At 55.9% G+C, this 13,803-nt stretch carries 11 protein-coding genes; 5 read left to right on the forward strand and 6 right to left on the reverse strand.

Annotated features, from left to right (window positions below):
• Positions 1 to 4: 4 nt before the first annotated feature.
• The 3 genes from CPA45_RS09170 to CPA45_RS09180 are packed head-to-tail and all read left to right on the forward strand — an operon-like array spanning position 5 to position 4,201.
• Positions 5 to 1,582 (forward strand): aldehyde dehydrogenase (NADP(+)), encoded by a 1,578-nt coding sequence (locus tag CPA45_RS09170; protein WP_096651257.1) that lies wholly within the window; start codon positions 5 to 7, stop codon positions 1,580 to 1,582.
• A gap of 15 nt (positions 1,583 to 1,597) precedes the next feature.
• The gene (locus CPA45_RS09175) at positions 1,598 to 2,767 is read left to right on the forward strand and encodes a fumarylacetoacetate hydrolase family protein (RefSeq protein WP_096651258.1); all 1,170 of its coding nucleotides are present in this window, start codon (positions 1,598 to 1,600) and stop codon (positions 2,765 to 2,767) included.
• Positions 2,768 to 2,776: 9 nt separating this feature from the next.
• Positions 2,777 to 4,201 carry an FAD-binding oxidoreductase gene (locus CPA45_RS09180; RefSeq protein ID WP_096651259.1) on the forward strand — a complete coding sequence of 475 codons (1,425 nt, stop codon included), beginning with the start codon at positions 2,777 to 2,779 and terminating at the stop codon, positions 4,199 to 4,201.
• A gap of 69 nt (positions 4,202 to 4,270) precedes the next feature.
• Here the strand turns inward: CPA45_RS09180 and CPA45_RS09185 are convergent, their stop codons facing one another.
• From CPA45_RS09185 to CPA45_RS09200, 4 genes are all read right to left on the reverse strand, one after another.
• Positions 4,271 to 5,566, reverse strand: coding sequence for a TRAP transporter large permease (locus CPA45_RS09185; RefSeq protein ID WP_096651260.1), 1,296 nt, complete (start codon positions 5,564 to 5,566; stop codon positions 4,271 to 4,273).
• Positions 5,563 to 6,102 carry a TRAP transporter small permease gene (locus CPA45_RS09190; protein ID WP_096651261.1) on the reverse strand — a complete coding sequence of 180 codons (540 nt, stop codon included), beginning with the start codon at positions 6,100 to 6,102 and terminating at the stop codon, positions 5,563 to 5,565. The genes CPA45_RS09185 and CPA45_RS09190 overlap by 4 nt, the downstream gene beginning before the upstream one ends.
• An 81-nt stretch (positions 6,103 to 6,183) precedes the next feature.
• Positions 6,184 to 7,164, reverse strand: coding sequence for a TRAP transporter substrate-binding protein (locus CPA45_RS09195; protein ID WP_096651382.1), 981 nt, complete (start codon positions 7,162 to 7,164; stop codon positions 6,184 to 6,186).
• A 310-nt stretch (positions 7,165 to 7,474) separates the two neighbouring features.
• Entirely contained in the window at positions 7,475 to 8,374 is a 900-nt protein-coding gene (locus CPA45_RS09200; RefSeq protein WP_096651262.1) for a LysR family transcriptional regulator, read from the reverse strand.
• A gap of 150 nt (positions 8,375 to 8,524) precedes the next feature.
• Here CPA45_RS09200 and CPA45_RS09205 point away from each other — a divergent pair, with 150 nt between their 5' ends.
• Together CPA45_RS09205 and CPA45_RS09210 are read left to right on the forward strand one after the other, a co-directional pair.
• Positions 8,525 to 9,730, forward strand: a complete 1,206-nt coding sequence (locus CPA45_RS09205) for a CaiB/BaiF CoA transferase family protein (RefSeq protein ID WP_096651263.1) — start codon at positions 8,525 to 8,527, stop codon at positions 9,728 to 9,730.
• 10 nt (positions 9,731 to 9,740) lie between these two features.
• Positions 9,741 to 10,676, forward strand: a complete 936-nt coding sequence (locus CPA45_RS09210; protein WP_096651264.1) for a hydroxymethylglutaryl-CoA lyase — start codon at positions 9,741 to 9,743, stop codon at positions 10,674 to 10,676.
• Here CPA45_RS09210 and CPA45_RS09215 read toward each other — a convergent pair.
• Together CPA45_RS09215 and CPA45_RS09220 are read right to left on the reverse strand one after the other, a co-directional pair.
• The gene (locus CPA45_RS09215) at positions 10,673 to 12,148 is read right to left on the reverse strand and encodes an aldehyde dehydrogenase family protein (RefSeq protein ID WP_096651265.1); all 1,476 of its coding nucleotides are present in this window, start codon (positions 12,146 to 12,148) and stop codon (positions 10,673 to 10,675) included. The two genes, CPA45_RS09210 and CPA45_RS09215, sit on opposite strands and share 4 nt — an antisense overlap.
• Before the next feature lie 9 nt (positions 12,149 to 12,157).
• Positions 12,158 to 13,801 carry a 5-guanidino-2-oxopentanoate decarboxylase gene (locus CPA45_RS09220; RefSeq protein WP_096651266.1) on the reverse strand — a complete coding sequence of 548 codons (1,644 nt, stop codon included), beginning with the start codon at positions 13,799 to 13,801 and terminating at the stop codon, positions 12,158 to 12,160.
• Positions 13,802 to 13,803: the final 2 nt, after the last annotated feature.

A 13,803-nucleotide genomic window follows, 5' to 3' on the forward strand; every position in this document is an offset into this window, starting at 1 on the left:
CAAGATGACACTGCAAGGCACACTACTTATCGGTCAACAGGCCGTTACCGGCTCACAGGCTGAGATTTTCGCGATTAACCCAGCTACCGGTGAAGCATTAGCACCGACATACCATGGCGGCAGTCGCGCTGAGGTAGAACAGGCCTGCCAGCTTGCTGAGGCAGCCTTTGATCACTACCGCGAGACCTCACTGGAAACCCGTGCCCATTTCCTGGAAACCATCGCCGAGGAGATTGAGGCCATTGGCGCAGAGCTTACCGAACGCGGCGTAGCTGAGACTGGCCTACCTCAGGCACGCCTTGAAGGCGAGCGTGGCCGTACCTGCGGCCAGCTGCGGCTGTTCGCCTCCGTCGTGCGCGCGGGTGAATGGCTAGACATTCGCCTCGACCCCGCCCTGCCAGAGCGCCAGCCGCTACCCCGCGCAGACCTGCGCCAGCGGCATATTCCATTAGGGCCAGTGGCCGTATTTGGCGCCAGTAACTTCCCGCTCGCGTTTAGTGTGGCAGGCGGCGACACCGCCTCTGCCCTCGCGGCAGGCTGCCCGGTGGTAGTGAAAGGCCACTCTGCCCACCCCGGAACCTCTGAGCTAGTAGGCAGTGCCATTCAGCGCGCCGTCGCCAAATGCGGGCTCCCTGAAGGGGTATTTTCACTGCTATTTGGCTCAGGCAAAGAGATCGGCCAGGCACTGGTTGCCGACCCACGCATTAAAGCCGTTGGTTTCACTGGTTCACGAAGCGGTGGCACCGCCTTGATGGCAACGGCGCAAGCGCGCCCCGAGCCAATTCCTGTTTACGCCGAAATGAGCAGCATCAATCCGGTCTTCCTGCTACCCGAAGCGCTAAACGCTCGCGGCAGCAAGATTGCAGAAGGCTTTGTGGCTTCGCTGAACATGGGCGCGGGCCAGTTTTGCACCAACCCTGGCTTGGTTATCGGCCTTAAAGGTCCTGACCTCGATGCATTTGTGGCGACTGCCGGTGAAGCCGTTAAGGCCAGCGCGGCACAAACTATGCTGACGCCGGGCATTCACACGGCTTATCAAAGCGGTGTCGCAGCCCTGTCAGGTAGCCCTCACGTTAAGGAAATCGCCCGCGGCCAAACCAACAATGCCCCTCATGGCTGCCAGACAGGGCTATTTGTTGCTAGCGCCAACGATTTTTTGACCGATGAAGCCCTGCAGAGTGAAGTTTTCGGCGCTACATCACTGGTAATTGAGTGCCGTGATAGCGATGAAATGCAGCGTGTCGCCGATCAGTTGGAAGGCCAATTGACCGCAACGCTACAACTTGACGATGGCGATCTGGCCGCCGCTAAGCGCTTGCTATCCATTCTAGAGCGCCGTGCTGGTCGCATTTTGGCCAACGGCTGGCCCACCGGGGTCGAAGTGTGCCACGCCATGGTACATGGTGGCCCTTACCCGGCCACTTCTGATGCGCGCACTACCTCTGTGGGTAGCGCAGCAATTTACCGCTTCCTGCGCCCGGTCTGCTACCAGGATCTGCCTGCGGGGCTGCTGCCTGAAGCACTGCGCGATGACAATCCCTTTAACATCGCCCGCCTGGTGGATGGCAAGCGCGAGGGCTAGAACATGAAGGCACATATGCAAGCACTCGCATTGAAAGAGGTGTTACCCACTGACGCTGAAAAAGCTTTGCTCATTGGTCGTGCCTGGGTAGATAGCCCACAGCCAGGTCCCGCATTGATTACCCTACATGGCGACAATGTTATTGATCTCACTGAGTTTGGCCCAACCATGGCCGAGCTGCTTGAGCGCGAAGATCTGCTGGATATCGTGAAGCAAGCACAAGGGCCGTCGTTAGGCAGTTCAGAGGCGCTATTGGCCAATTCTCAGCTATCACCACCACAGGCTCCCTATCTACTTGCTCCCTGTGATGTGCAGGCCGTTAAAGCTTGTGGCGTTACTTTCGCAGTTAGCCTGTTGGAGCGGGTGATTGAGGAGCAGGCGGGGGGCGATCCGGCCAAGGCCGTTGAATTGCGCGATGACCTACAAGCACTGATCGGCACCGACCTTTCCAAGATTAAGCCAGGCTCGGATGAGGCGATGGCGCTTAAAAAAGCGCTTCAAGCCCGCGGCGGCTGGTCGCAATATATGGAAGTCGGCATCGGCCCCGATGCAGAGGTGTTTACCAAAGCCCAACCGCTCTCCTCGGTAGGCTTTGGCACCCCGGTGGGCTTGCACCCATCCTCCCAGTGGAATAACCCCGAGCCGGAAATTGTCTTGGCAGTCGATAGCCGCGGTCAGGTGCGCGGTGCCACCTTGGGCAACGACGTAAACCTGCGCGATGTTGAAGGGCGCAGTGCCCTGCTGTTAGGTAAAGCAAAAGATAACAACGCCTCCTGCTCCATTGGCCCCTTTATTCGCCTATTTGATGATCACTTTGATATCAACAGCATACGCAACTGTCAGGTATCGCTACGCATTGAGGGTAAGGATGACGACTTTCTGCTGCAAGGCGAGAGCGATATGCGCGAAATCAGCCGCGACCCACTGGACTTGGTAAGCCAAACCATCGGCGACCACCATCAATACCCTGACGGTTTTATGCTATTCCTAGGCACCATGTTCTCGCCGATTCAGGACCGCGATGGTAAAGGCCAGGGTTTCACCCACCATCTAGGCGATCGCGTCACCATCGCCACCCCTGTCCTTGGCGCCCTGGTCAATTCGGTCGGCAGAAGCGACCAATTGCCACCTTGGACCTATGGGATTTGCGAACTGATGCGTCACCTTAAGCGACGCAGTCCCTGAGTACATCCAATGAAGGACATCAACATCTTCTTAAATGAGCTAACCAGCCTACTTGGTGAACGGGGTTTAGTCCGCGAACCAAATGCCATGGCGCGCTATGTGAGCGACTGGGCAGGCGATACGCTAGGCATGCCGCTAGCTGTGGCCCGCCCGGCGACTACTGCGGAAGTCGCCGAAGTCGCTAAGCGCTGCTATGCACAAGGCATCGCGATGACGCCCCAGGGAGGCCATAGTGGCTTGGTGGCAGGCGCCTTGCCCGCCGCAAACGGTCAGGAACTGGTGATCAGTCTGGAGCGCTTAAATAGTGTGCGCGCCATAGACCCGGTTAACTTCACCATCACCGTCGACGCGGGCTGTATTCTCGAGAACGTGAAGTTAGCGGCTTTTGAGCATGACTGCGACTTCCCCCTTTCGTTAGGCGCCCAGGGCAGTTGCCAGATTGGCGGCAACATCGCGACCAATGCAGGCGGGCTTAACGTGCTGCGCTACGGCATGATGCGCGAGCTGGTGCTTGGGCTTGAAGTCGTTCTTCCTGATGGACGCCTGTGGGAAAGTCTTAACGCGCTACATAAAGACAACCGAGGCTACGACCTTCAGCAGCTGTTTTTAGGCAGCGAAGGCACCCTGGGTATTGTCACCGGTGCGGTACTCAAGCTCTCACCACGCCCGACCCAGAATCGTACCGCACTGCTTGGTCTACCCTCCGTTCAGGCGGTGATTGACCTATACGGTTTGGCCCGCCGCGACTGCTGCGATCTGCTGACGGCTTTCGAGCTGATTCCCCGCCGCTGCATTGAGCTGGCCATTGAAGCAACGCCTGAACTGCGCGACCCAATGGAGAGCGCTTACCCCTGGTATGTGTTGATGGAAGTCGCCGCCACGGGCCCGGTAGATCTCGGTTCGATGCTGGAACAGTTGCTGGAGACCGGGATGGAGCGCGAGCTGGTACTGGATGGCGCGCTGGCATCCAGCGACACCCAGTCTGCCCAGCTGTGGCAGATCCGGGAGAGTATGTTGGAAGGCCAACGCCGACGCGGCGAGCACTTGCGCACCGATATCTCGGTACCCATCTCGGCAATTCCAGACTTCGTTACCCGTGCAAGTGAAGTGGTGATGGCGGCGTCACCAGAGTGCGAAATCATTGCCTACGGGCATGTTGGCGACGGCAATCTGCACTTCAATATCCTACCTCCCCTCGCCATGGCGGACAGCGATAAGAGAGCCCACCTGCATGACCTGGAAGAGAAGCTGTTTGACGTACTCGATGAGTTCCACGGCAGCATCAGCGCCGAACACGGCATAGGCCGCACCAAACAAGCTCCTTATCTGGCGCGCTTATCACCTATTGAGCGAGAGTTGATCAGCGGTGTGAAAGCCCTCTTCGACCCCAAGGGGCTGATGAATCCAGGGAGGATATTACCTGACAATGGCTAACCGCCCGAACTGCCCCGATTGGTCATGTCACCACATGGCTAATCGGGGCAGTTTTCGTACAAGGCCTAATTAATACCCCATCACACCGGGTAACCATGTCGCCAACCCAGGCACCGCGATCAATAGCAAAATGGTAGCAATAATCGGCAGCAAGAAAGGCATTATCGCCCTAACAACCTGACCGTAGCGTAATCGCGTGATCCCGACCATCAGGAACAGTACCGTGCCAAACGGCGGCGTAATGACCCCCACCGAGAGGGTGATCACCATTACAATGCCGAAGTGAACGGGATCCAGCCCGGCGCTTAATGCGGCTGGCACCACAATCGGGGTGAAAATCAGGATGCTTTCAATCACCGACATAAAGCAACCGATCAGCAGAAAGAACAGCGCAAAGCAGAGCAGTAGTACAAACATTGGCATATCAATACTCGCCACCTGCCCCGCCAATGCCTGGGGAATCCCCATGCGCACCAAGATCCAACCATAGAAGCTGGAAACGGCGATAATCAGCAGAATCACCGCACTAAACATCAAGGTGCGGCGAAAGGCGTTATAGAGATCCCGCAAGTTCAAATCACGGTAGATAAGCCCGCCCAGAATCACTGCATACAGTGAAGCAATGGCGCCTGCTTCTGTGGGGGTAAAAAAGCCCCCCCAAATCCCGCCGACGATGATCGCAGGCATCATCATTGGCAGGATGGCACGCTTGCCGGTGCGAGCAACTTCACAGGCATCAAAGGGCGTCGGTTTAGGCATCACCACCTTGCCGGTAGCTCCTAACAGTACCGTCATTCCCATCAGCAGCAGCGCCATCAAAATACCCGGCAGCAAGCCCGCCATAAATAGCCCACCAATGCTTACATTGGCCAGCCAACCATAAACCACCAGCGCAATACTGGGCGGCAGAATAGGGCCTATAACACTGGAAGCAGCCGTCACGCCGGTAGAATAACCTAGCTCGTAGCCGCGCTCTTTCATGGCTTTAATTTCTATACTGCCAAGCCCAGCAGCATCTGCTACCGCAGTACCGGACATGGTTGCAAAGATAGAGCTGGCCACCACATTAGCGTGGCCAAGACCGCCCTTGGTAAAGCCAACAAGCGCAGTGGCAAAGTCAAAAATCCGTGTGGTCGTAGAGCCAATATTCATAATGTTGGCTGCCAAAATAAATAGCGGTATCGCCAGCAGCGTGAAGTTATTGAGTGTCTGCACCATACGCAGTGAGAGCAACTCGACCGGCAGCCCGCCCGCCCCCGTAACCCCAAGAGCAATAAACGAGGTCACACCGATAGCAACCACTACGGGCAAGCCAATCGCCATCAGCACCAATAGCCCGCCAACAAAAATTAGTAGCTCGGTCATGGCTTGATCTCCTCTTCACGGGGCGCTTCTAGCCAAGCTACTGGGCCGCGTAGCGTTTGCCATACCGCAATCAGTGCCATGCCCGCAAAACTGAAGAAAATACCGTAATAGAGGTAGCTGAAACTAATGCTCAAAGAGACCGTTTTATTGTTGGAACTCATATCCGACATAATCCAAGCGCCCCAAGCGGCGAGCACAAAAAAACCGCAGGAGATAAGCGCGGTAATCCGATATTGCACATTTTTACCCAAGCCAGACAGCCTGTGACTGAATAGATCCACTACTAAATGTTCACTGCGCACCCAGGCAGATAGCGACCCAAACCCAATGGCATAGATGGCCAATAGGGACGCCACCTCTTCAGTCCATGGCATGCCCAATCCCAGCAAATCTCTTGCCACCACTGCCGACACAATCAGCAACAAGATAGCGGCAACTAATGCTACCCCTATGCCGTCACAAAGCCGGGTTAAGTAGCGCAATATATAAAAAGCGATTCGATCAGGCCCTTTTTGGGGCGCTACTGCGTTATCCACAGAAAAACTCCTCAGTATTTAGCAACGTGAGAAACGTCAACGACGGCCCAGTGGGCCGCCGCTGCTCGTTTCATACACGTCTTATTCGCCGTCGTTACTTAGCGCATCTTCGCGTACGCCATCTGCCATTTTGGCCATCACTCGATCAATCGCCGGCAATGCCGCTTCACGGAAGGCTTCGATATCGGGCTCAATAATGGTCATACCCTCTTCCTGCAGTGCTTCCAGGTAGTACTCATCCAATTCGCGCTCCCGCTCAGAACCATGCTTGCGGGCAACGTGGATGGCCTCCTCAATTAACGCTTGGTCTTCTTCATCAAGCCCTTCCCACCAACGCGAGCTCGCTACCCAGTTCCACGGAAACTGCACATGGCTGGTAAGAATGATGTGATCCTGTACTTCCCATAGTCGGCGGGTATAAGGCGAAGAAAGGGAGTTCTCGTGGCCATCTACCTGGCGGGTCTGCATGGCAAGATAAATCTCTGGTGCGGGTACATTCACCACCTGTGCCCCAATCTCTTCCCATACTTCTAGCCATACTGGCAGTGAAGGAAGGCGTAGGCGGAACCCCTGGAGATCATCCGGCGTGTTAATAGCTTTATTCGCCGTCATATGGCGCGGGCCACGGTGCTGGGTGCCAAAGTATTTTAGACCACCTTGGCTTTCCGCCTGCTCTATCAGCGCCTGACCAGATGGGCTTTCCATATAGGCGTCGACTTCTTCCCAAGTGGTGAAGACAAACGGCACGGTAATCGCGTCGTATTCGGCGGCGTACTGCTGTCGCCAGTTACCACCGGTAATAGATAGCTGTGTCTGGCCCAGATTAAGCAACTCGAGAATAGCGTTTTCACCCCCCAACGAGCCTGCTAAAAAGGGGCGCACGTTAAAGCGGCCTGGGGCTTGCTCTTCCAGGTATTCAGCAAAGCGCTCCACAGCGGCGCTTTCAGAGCCGCCCTCACTCATGGTGTTGTTAACTTGAATTTCGATAGGGTTGGCTAGGACGAAGGGAGCCGCCGTTAGCATTCCAAGGGTAGCCAGCATAGCAAACAGTTGTTTCCGCATCGTAGGACACTCCACGATTATCGTTATTGGATGTGCTTTTGTAATAGCTTTAGTAACGCTTGCTTGATCTTGAAACAAGCAACCAAAGGGCTCAAATCGACGTTCAAGAAGGCTGACTTCGTTAAATACGATGGCTAGAAACGTCGCTATAGCGCGCTGTTTTGCCGAGTCACCCAACGTCATACGACCAAAGATTAATACTTACCTGAAGTGATTAACCACTGGCTCGCATTTATTAGGCCCCAGGAGGAGTAAGCAGGAATTCTTCGCTTTCTCAAAACACGAAGCCATAAAGAGGTCATTTTTGCGGCTAGTGATCATCTTGCTTGTGGATGAGGTGATCCACCAAGTGCCGAGCAGTCACCGGCAACGTGGCGTAACGGCGCATACCAATCACCAGCTCACGCTGCGCCCAGGAGTCGCTCAGCGGAATACTTTTAAGCTGCAAGTCACCCAGGTCACGATAAATGGTTTGCTCTGGTAGCACACCCACGCCCATACCGTGGTGAATCATGCGGCAAATGGCGTCAAAACTACGTACCTGAATACGCATCCGCAGCGCCTTTCCCGCTACATTGGCCTGCTCATTTAGCAGTGACTGAAGCGACGTATCCTGCTGCAGCCCAATAAAATCGAAGGCCAATGCTTCGTTAAAAGCGATACTTTCACGTTCAGCCAGAGGGTGATCCAAGGGCGTCATTAGCACTAAGCGGTCATGCCGATAAGAGAGCTGCTGAAGATCAGGCGCAGCCACATGCCCGGCAAAAATACCGATATCGGTGAGACCATCACGTACCGCAGCAATAATTTCGTTGCTGACCCGCTCTTGCAGGTCAATTTTAATTTCTGGGTAGAGACGCGAGAAAGCGCTTAGGTCTTGAGGGAGAAACGCGATAATCGCCGAGGTGTTGGAGTGGATGCGCACATGGCCGCGCACACCTTCACCATACTCACTTAATTCAGCATGCAGGCGTTCTATGTTATCCAGAATGCGTCTTGCATGATGTAAAAAAGCCTGCCCAGCCGGGGTTAGCTCGACCCCTCGCGGACGGCGATAAAGCAGCGTAGTACCCACCAGTGCTTCCAAGTCACTAATCCGCTTGCTGACCGCAGCAAGTGCTAAATGTTCGCGCTCGGCCGCTGCCGTTAAGCGGCCCTCATCCGCCACGGAGATAAACAGCTTAAGAGTCACAAAATCAAAGCGGCGCATGCAACAAACTCCTCAGAGACAAGCACCTAATGCTAACTCACCCCTTCGCCAGCCACGAACCCTTTGTTACCCATTGCCTAATTGTCGCCACTTAGTGCCTCGCGCATGCTGACAACAAGTAATAAAGCCAATGATAAAGAGAGAGCCTAAATGAATGCTTCCGAAGCGCGCCAGCTTCCGCTTCAGGGCCTGAAAGTTCTGGAACTAGGCCAACTAATTGCAGGGCCATTCGCCACCAAGTTGCTGGGTGAATTTGGTGCTGACGTGATCAAAATCGAGCCTCCCGGCACCGGCGATCCACTTCGCAAATGGCGAATGTTAGAAGAGGGCACATCGCTCTGGTGGCATGTGCAAACCCGCAACAAACGCTCAGTGGCACTGGATTTGCGCAGTGCAGAGGGCCAAAAGCTGGTGCGCCAGCTTGCCGCTGAGGCAGACGTGGTGGTGGAAAACTTTCGCCCTGGCACGTTAGATAACTGGGGGCTAGGTTGGGAAGCGCTTTCAGCACTGAACCCACGGCTGATCATGGTACATATTTCCGGCTACGGGCAAACGGGGCCTTATCGCGACAAGCCCGGTTTTGGGGTGATTGGCGAGGCCATGGGCGGGCTACGTTACCTCACCGGTCAACCGGGTGAGCCTTCGGTACGCGTGGGCGTCAGCATCGGTGATTCGCTTTCTGCCCTCTACGCAGTGATCGGCACACTGTTAGCGCTTCAGGAGCGCAACCGCAGCGGACTAGGCCAAGAGGTCGATGTTGCGCTGTATGAATCAGTATTCGCGATGATGGAGAGCCTACTGCCGGAGTTCGATGCCAGTGGACAAGTGCGAGAACCCAGCGGCAGCGCCCTGCCGGGCATTACCCCCTCAAACGCCTACCGCTGCCAGGGTGGCGATTACGTGCTAATTGCCGGTAACGGTGACAGCATCTTCAAACGCTTAATGGGTGTGATTGGCCGAGAAGACCTTGCTAACGACCCAGCGCTGGCTCATAACGATGGGCGTAGCCAGCAAGCTGAGATAATTGATGCCGCCATTCAGGCATGGACTAAAGAGCGCCCAAGAGATGCCATATTGCAAGCACTGGATGACGCCCGTGTGCCTGTAGGCTATCCCTATACCGCTGAAGATATCGCCCATGATCCCCACTATTTAGCCCGGGAGATGATTCAAACCTTTACCCGCCCCAATGGCAAACCACTCAAAGTGCCCGGCGTACTACCCAAGCTTAGCGCTACCCCTGGGCGGCTGGGCAACGGTGGCCCACAGCTAGGGCAACATACCGACGATGTGCTGGATGAGCTAGGTATCGACCACGAAACCCGCGCCAAACTGCGCCAAGCGGGCATTATCTAGGGAGCGTGTTATGAGCCAGTTATCACCGTGCCCCACAAAAATAGAGATCAACGAAGTCGCTCCCCGGGACGGCCTGCAGATTGAAGCGCGTTTTGTGCCTACCGAAGAAAAAATTCTTTGGATCAACGCGCTCTCCACCACCGGGCTGCGGCGCATAGAAGCGACCTCGTTCACATCACCCAAAGCGATCCCCAATCTGCGTGATGCCGCTGATGTAGTGACCGGTATTCAGCGCCGGGAGGGCGTCGACATCACCGTGCTGGTACCCAACGTAAAAGGTACCGAACGGGCGCTGGCCTGCCAGGTGGATGAGATCAACTTAGTCATGTCCGCCAGCAATAGCCACGGGTTGGCCAATCTACGCATGACGTCAGAGCAATCCCTTGAGCAGTTCGCAGCGATTTTAGAAGTGACGCAGGGTAGCGGCGTCTTTATCAACGCCTCTCTGTCCACGACCTTCGGTTGCCCCTTTGAAGGTGAAGTACCCGAGGCACGAGTGCTGTCGCTTGTTGAAAAGCTTATCGGCCTTGGCATTCAGGGTATTACGCTCTGCGACACCACCGGTATGGCAAACCCAGCACAGGTGAAGCGCCTGTGTGAAGCAGTGCTTGAGCGCTGGCCAGAAACGCCGTTCACACTGCACTTTCACAACACCCGCGGGATGGGCTTGGCTAACGCACTAGCAGCATGGCAAGCGGGCATTAGCCGCTTCGACTCTTCACTAGGTGGATTGGGCGGCTGCCCCTTCGCCCCAGGCGCCAGCGGCAATGTATGCACCGAGGACTTAGTGCATATGTTTGAGACCATGGGCATCGATACCGGCGTTGATTTAGATGCACTGCTTAAGGTCGCCGCCACCCTCCCCGACCTTATCGGCCACGAGGTGCCAGGGCAGGTGGTAAAAGCAGGGAGATCGACCCGGCGCTATGCGATGCCTGAGCGTTAAGCAGGCCCAACCACATGCTTCACTTCCAAGTAAGCACTTAACCCCCAAGGGCCCAACTCACGGCCAATGCCACTGCGCTTGAAGCCGCCCCAGGCGGTTTCGGGTAGCACTAGCTGCTCGCTGTTGTACCAAATGCTACCGGCTTTGAGCTGACGACCAATGCGTTTGGCTCGTTCGGGGTCACCACTAATTACCGTGGCTGCCAAGCCATAGGTACTGTCGTTAGCGAGTTGAATGGCTTCGGCTTCGCTTGCCACACTGCGGCCGCAGAGCACCGGGCCAAAAATCTCTTCTTGCCATAGGCGGCTCTCTACTGGCACATCGCGGTAAAGCGTCGGTGCTAAGAAATAGCCCTTCGCTGGCAAGGTGCGATGTTGCGCATAACGCACTGGCGTCAGGCCTTCCTGTTCGGCAATATCCAAATAACGCTGCACTGCGTCGCGCTGTTTAGCGCTGGTCAGTGGGCCTAAGTCAGTCCCTTCCGCAAGCGGGTCGCCTAGCGTTAACGCATCCATACGCTCAGCAAGAGCGGAATAGAGCGCTTCCGCTACGTCTTCATGTACCAATAAACGCGAGGTGGCAGAGCAAATTTGACCAGCATTGAAGTAGATGCCCGCTATTACCCAGTCAGCGGCTTGAGCTGGGTCAGCGTCCTCCATCACCAAAATCGGTGATTTTCCGCCTAGCTCCAGCGACACACTGGCAGTACGAGCAGCCACCGCTTGCATCACTGCTTCGCCAACGCGATTACTGCCCGTGAAGGAGATTTTATCCACACCGGAGTGATTGGTCAGCGGAGCGCCGATGCCCTCACCGTCACCATTGAGCAGGTTCAGCACACCCTCGGGCAAACCAACCTCCAGAGCAATCTCCGCCAACACCAACTCAGGTAGCGGTGTCACTTCAGAAGGCTTGAGTACCACCGTACAGCCTGCCGCCAGAGCAGGCGCCAGTTTCCAGGCGCTTGTCACCAGCGGGAAGTTCCATGGTGTAATCAACCCAACAACACCAACGGGGTCGTGATACGTACGCGCTTCAACGCCCTCCATCCCTACGCTAACCAGCTCGCCTTGGCGAGCATCCAGCGCCTTGGCCTGTTTCGCGTAGTAGCGGTAGCAGGCAATTGCATCGTCCAGATCAATCCCTGCTTCCGCCAGTGGCTTACCGTTATTGGTGGCCGAGAGCGTAATAAGTGCATCGCGACGGTTTTCCAAACGATCAGCAAAACCATCCAAGAATACTGCACGAGCGGAGCCGCTCAGCGCTTGCCAAGCGGGCTGCGCCTGCTGCGCAGCTTTTACAGCAGCTTCTACATCTGCCGCATCACCCGCAGTGACTTGAGCAATGCGCTCCTCACTAAAAGGGTTCATCACATCGAGCATGCGGGTGCCTGATGAGATGACCCACTGGCTATTAATGAACTGGTTGTTGATAAATTGTTGATTGATAAGTTGCTGGCTGAGTGACTGCATGAAAATATCCTAGTCAGTAAATGCGCACGCACGCTGCCAGGCAGCGGCATCAATTTCGATCAGTAACGGCCCGTTGGTTTCGCGATTAGCGAGCGCCTTGGCAAACTCAGCGGGGCTCTCAACTAATATGCCGGGGCAACCAAAGCCTTCGGCCAGGGTGAGGAAGTTTGGCGCTTGAATATCCACGCCTAAACGCGCCACGCCGTTAGCATCCATATAGCGGCGAATCTCTTCGTAACCAGCGTTATGCCACAGCACAATCACCACCGGCAGTCGCGCTTCTACCGCTGTTGCCATCTCAGAAAGGGTAAACATCACCCCGCCGTCACCTACCAGTGCCACGACAGCTAGGTCTGGGCGCGCTAGCTGTGCGCCTAACGCCGCCGGCAAGCCGTAACCCAAGGTACCGTAGCCCGTTGAAGCATTGAAATAACGCCGTGGTGCTGGCTGGCTCACTAAGTGATTGCCTGCATACACCGGCGCGGTGGAATCGCCCACCAGAATTGCTTCGGGAAGATACTCAGCAAGCACTGTATAGAGCGGTACGAAGTCGGCAAAAGCTGGATCATTGACTAGGTCTAGCGCGCTCAGTGCAGCAGCCGTTCGTTCAACGCCGTTACGCTGCAATGGGGCTGGGATGTGATTGAGTAGCAGCTCAAGACTACGCCCAGCGTCACCCACTAGGCCAAGGGTTGTACGCTGATTGCGCACCAGCTGCTCTGGGTCGAGGTCAATACGAATCAGCGTGCCATTGAGATAGAAGCCGTCGTCAAATACCACGTCGTAATCTGTCTCACCTAACTCAGTGCCTACCGCCAAAATCACATCAGCATTGGCCGCTAGCTCACGCACGGCGGGCAGCGCCGCATTAGCCCCCAAATCCAGCGGATGGTCGCGCCCTAGCAGCCCTTTGGCGTTAATGGTGGTCACTGTTGGCGCATTGAGCTGCTCAACCAACTGCCGTGCTGCCTCTGGCGCTGAAACACAGCCACCACCCAGCAGTACCAAGGGCTGCTTCGCTGCTATGAGTAAGCGCGCAGCTTCAGCAAGCCCTTCCGGGTCAGGCGCTGCTCGATAAAGCGTAGGCGTCTGCCAGCTAACCGGCACACTCACCGGCGCATTAAATAGATCGATAGGGATTTCGATATGTACCGGGCCTGGGCGCGCCCCATTGAAGATGGCAAAGGCACGGGCCAGCACCTCGGGTAGCGTATTGGCATCCAACAACGTGTGGCTAAAGCGTGCTACGCCGCTGATCATCTGCTGCTGGCTAGGCAACTCATGCAGTCGCCCTTGGCCTAGGCCCAACGTATCGCGGCGGTTAACGCTGGAGATCACCAACATGGGGATAGAGTCCGCCAGGGCTTGGCCCATGGCGGTGGCAATATTGGTCATTCCTGGGCCGGTGATAATCAGGCAGACACCCGGTTGACCGTTGGCCCGCGCGTAACCGTCAGCCATAAACCCTGCACCCTGTTCATGGCGCGGGGTGATGTGTTGAACGCTGCTACCTTCTAGCCCTCGGTACAGCTCCACCGTATGCACACCAGGAATGCCAAACAGTGTACGTATACCGTAAGTATCACGCAGCAAGCGAATCAGCAGTTGTGCGCAGGTCATTGTCGCTTGATTACTTGTTACATTAGCGTTCATTG

The sequence above is a fragment of the Vreelandella nigrificans genome (assembly GCF_002374315.1).
GTDB lineage: Bacteria > Pseudomonadota > Gammaproteobacteria > Pseudomonadales > Halomonadaceae > Vreelandella > Vreelandella nigrificans.

Bases quoted from the DNA above. Each gene is read 5' to 3' on its own strand.
- CPA45_RS09170 (WP_096651257.1), top strand. From the start codon at position 5: ATGACACTGCAAGGCACACTACTTATCGGTCAACAGGCCGTTACCGGC.
- CPA45_RS09175 (WP_096651258.1), top strand. From the start codon at position 1,598: ATGCAAGCACTCGCATTGAAAGAGGTGTTACCCACTGACGCTGAAAAA.
- CPA45_RS09180 (WP_096651259.1), top strand. From the start codon at position 2,777: ATGAAGGACATCAACATCTTCTTAAATGAGCTAACCAGCCTACTTGGT.
- CPA45_RS09185 (WP_096651260.1), bottom strand. From the start codon at position 5,566: ATGACCGAGCTACTAATTTTTGTTGGCGGGCTATTGGTGCTGATGGCG.
- CPA45_RS09195 (WP_096651382.1), bottom strand. From the start codon at position 7,164: ATGCGGAAACAACTGTTTGCTATGCTGGCTACCCTTGGAATGCTAACG.
- CPA45_RS09200 (WP_096651262.1), bottom strand. From the start codon at position 8,374: ATGCGCCGCTTTGATTTTGTGACTCTTAAGCTGTTTATCTCCGTGGCG.
- CPA45_RS09205 (WP_096651263.1), top strand. From the start codon at position 8,525: ATGAATGCTTCCGAAGCGCGCCAGCTTCCGCTTCAGGGCCTGAAAGTT.
- CPA45_RS09210 (WP_096651264.1), top strand. From the start codon at position 9,741: ATGAGCCAGTTATCACCGTGCCCCACAAAAATAGAGATCAACGAAGTC.
- CPA45_RS09215 (WP_096651265.1), bottom strand. From the start codon at position 12,148: ATGCAGTCACTCAGCCAGCAACTTATCAATCAACAATTTATCAACAAC.
- CPA45_RS09220 (WP_096651266.1), bottom strand. From the start codon at position 13,801: ATGAACGCTAATGTAACAAGTAATCAAGCGACAATGACCTGCGCACAA.